This is a genomic window from Staphylococcus schweitzeri, assembly GCF_002902405.1.
Classification (GTDB): Bacteria; Bacillota; Bacilli; order Staphylococcales; family Staphylococcaceae; genus Staphylococcus; species Staphylococcus schweitzeri.
The window spans coordinates 1-2994 of sequence record NZ_PPQS01000039.1 but is presented as its reverse complement, the minus strand read 5'-3'; the positions used below and the strand labels follow the sequence as shown (position 1 = coordinate 2994).

Genomic DNA, 2994 nt, shown 5'->3' with positions numbered 1-2994 from the left:
TATAAAAATAGGGTAAAATATAGATATATTGTAATAATTAAATTATTCGAGGTGTCATATGAAAAAGTTCATTGGATCAGTTTTAACCACGACATTAATCTTAGGGGGATGTTCCGCGATGGAAAATGAATCAAAAAAAGACACAAATACAGAAACAAAATCTGTACCAGAAGAAATGGAAGCTTCAAAATATGTAGGCCAAGGTTTCCAACCACCTGCAGAAAAAGATGCGATTGAATTTGCGAAGAAGCATAAAGATAAAATAGCCAAACGAGGCGAACAATTTTTTATGGATAACTTCGGTTTAAAAGTTAAAGCTACCAATGTTGTAGGTAGTGGCGACGGTGTAGAGGTATTCGTGCATTGTGATGACCACGACATCGTATTTAATGCAAGTATTCCATTTGACAAATCAATTATTGACAGTAATAGCTCATTAAGAAGTGAAGATAAAGGCGATGATATGAGCACTTTAGTAGGTACAGTACTCAGTGGCTTTGAATATCGAGCACAAAAAGAAAAGTATGATAATTTATATAAATTTTTTAAAGATAATGAAAAGAAATATCAATATACAGGCTTTACTAAAGAAGCAATCAATAAGACACAAAATAGTGGATATGAAAATGAATATTTTTATATCGTTGCAAATATACCAACACTTCAAGAATATAGAAAATATTACGAACCTCTGATAAAAAAAAATAATCTAGATTTTAAAAAAGGTATGAAAGATGCAAGAAGAGGAGTAGGCTACAAAGCTGAAATAGAATTGTACACAACACTGTTCTCGAAAAGTAGAAACTTTTCAAAGGACAAGAAATTAGATGATGCTATAGATTTATCCGAAAGCGTGAAAAAGTTAAACCTTAATTTAGAAAACACGAAAATATTTTTACAACTAACGAAATCTACCATTAATACTAAACGAGTAAATTATAGTGATAACAAACCTATTAAGATTGAGGTTGAGTGAAAATGAACAATATAAACGATAGAGATTTAACTGAGTTAAGTGGTTATTGGGTTTACCAAGATATTAAAGATGGTAGTAAATTTAGAGTTAACGATAAAAAATTCAAACAAGTCGAAGAGATAACGAAAGTAGCTAATAAAAATAATAGTTCAGATATAAAAGTTTATGAACTATTGGATGAAAATGAAACACCTACAGGCAAACAAGTATTATTATTTCAAGGTACAGATAACCAAAAGAGTGATGTGAAAAGCAATCCTTTTCGTGGGAAGGTTGCTGATGATTGGATTGAAAATATAAAGTTGATGAATGACAAAAATAAGTCAACTTCTTTATTAGAACAAAATAATGCTTATATTAAATCGTATGAACAGAAACTAAAAGATGCAGATACACTTAAAAGCTCTGATTTTTTAAGGAAATATAAGCAAAATCCGTCTACGTATAAAAACAAAACGATTAAGTCTGATGGAGGCAATTCTCAAGGGGGAGCAAGTGCTAACCATCAAGGGTTGATTAATCCGAATAAAAATATAGTTTCTACAAACCCTGCCATGTTACCAAAGTCAATATGGGGAAATTTCAAATCTCAAAACTTTAAAAATATGATTAATTATCATAGTAAGTTTGATATTTTATCTTGGCTACAGGATCCATTTGCCACTCCGACACTTGGAAAACGAGTGAATTTAGAAACTGGTGTGCCAACGATAGATGGATTAGTAAATAGTCATTTAGGTTATAAAAGAAAATTAAATCCAAGATATAATACTTATACGGATTTACCAGTTTATAAAATTAAATCAGTTAAAGATACTGTGATTAAAAATGGTAAAAAAGTCAAAAAAACTATTGAAATCGATATAAATATGGATGATAGAATTCCAATTAATGTGTGGACAGGAGATTCAATAGCGAGAACTGGTAAAGGGACTCCTATAAAATTAAATCTAGAAAACCTTAGTGCATTAAGTAATTTGGTAACTGGTGAAACAAGTAATATGTTAACCGATTGTGTAAATTATTTGAATGAGAGCTATAACATTTCACAGGTTGAAAATTCTAATTTTGGAGAAAGAAAACATAAACTTAAACAAGATTTTAAAAATATTGTCGAAGTTGATATCCTTGAAGGGATGAGTAGGGAATTAACTTCTTTTAAAAAGGATGCATTTAGCGCAATTGATGATGTCAAAAGATATCTTATTGGAATTATCTTAATAGCTCCAGCAGCTGGAGTCCTTATTCTTGATTTAAATACTATTGAAGAAAACCTAGAAAATTTAGATAAAAAATTACAACGTGGTATAGAAAGTTTACATGACTCACTTGACAACGTAATTAAAGAAATGTTTAAAAATTTAGATCATGATTTTGAAGATGGTGTGACAGAGGAAATGATGAAACATTTAAATGTTGTGAATGATAATATAAATTTTGTGAAAAAGCAAAATGATGTATATGGCGACCAGATAAACGATATCAAAAATATAATGTCTTATCAAGATGCGACGGTAATGGATGGAAACTTATCTATTAATTATAGCGGGGAACATATGATTTCAGGTCAAGTGCAATCTTCTAATTATTTAACTAGAAAAATGACTATTTTAAAAAACCATATTGATAATGCAGTTAACAAGATTAGTGATTATGTTCAAGAAACTTACAATAATTATTTTGAACCAGTATTAAACTTTATTCTTGAAGTAATAAAATTGATAGAAACAGTTTTAAGATATATTGTTGAAATAGACAATATAATATACAAACTCACAATGAAAACGAAGTTAAAGGCAATGGGAATAAATGTGGATAAATTTGATGAAGCCCTTGAAGCTTTAAAGATTAAACTTAAAAATTTAGATGAGTTTTTAAATAACTTAAAAACAGCTTCACCAATTTTAGAAAATCACTTAGATGATATTATTAAAAACATGAAGCCATTAATTGTTAATCAAATTTTTGAACCATCGCATTATGACGATATGTTTATTTTAAACACACAAGCTCATGCT

2 protein-coding genes are annotated in these 2994 nt (G+C 29.1%); both read left to right on the top strand.

Features of this window, described 5'->3' with window-relative positions; translation table 11 throughout:
• Window positions 1-58 precede the first annotated feature (58 nt).
• Window positions 59-976, top strand: a complete 918-nt coding sequence (locus CD116_RS08005; RefSeq protein ID WP_047549280.1) for a DUF1672 domain-containing protein — start codon at window positions 59-61, stop codon at window positions 974-976.
• Between the two features lie 2 nt (window positions 977-978).
• Window positions 979-2994: hypothetical protein (locus CD116_RS08000; RefSeq protein WP_103325239.1), on the top strand; the 2016-nt coding region annotated here is incomplete at its 3' end.

Coding starts and splice junctions, on each gene's coding strand:
- CD116_RS08005 (WP_047549280.1), top strand. CDS start 59: ATGAAAAAGTTCATTGGATCAGTTTTAACCACGACATTAATCTTAGGG.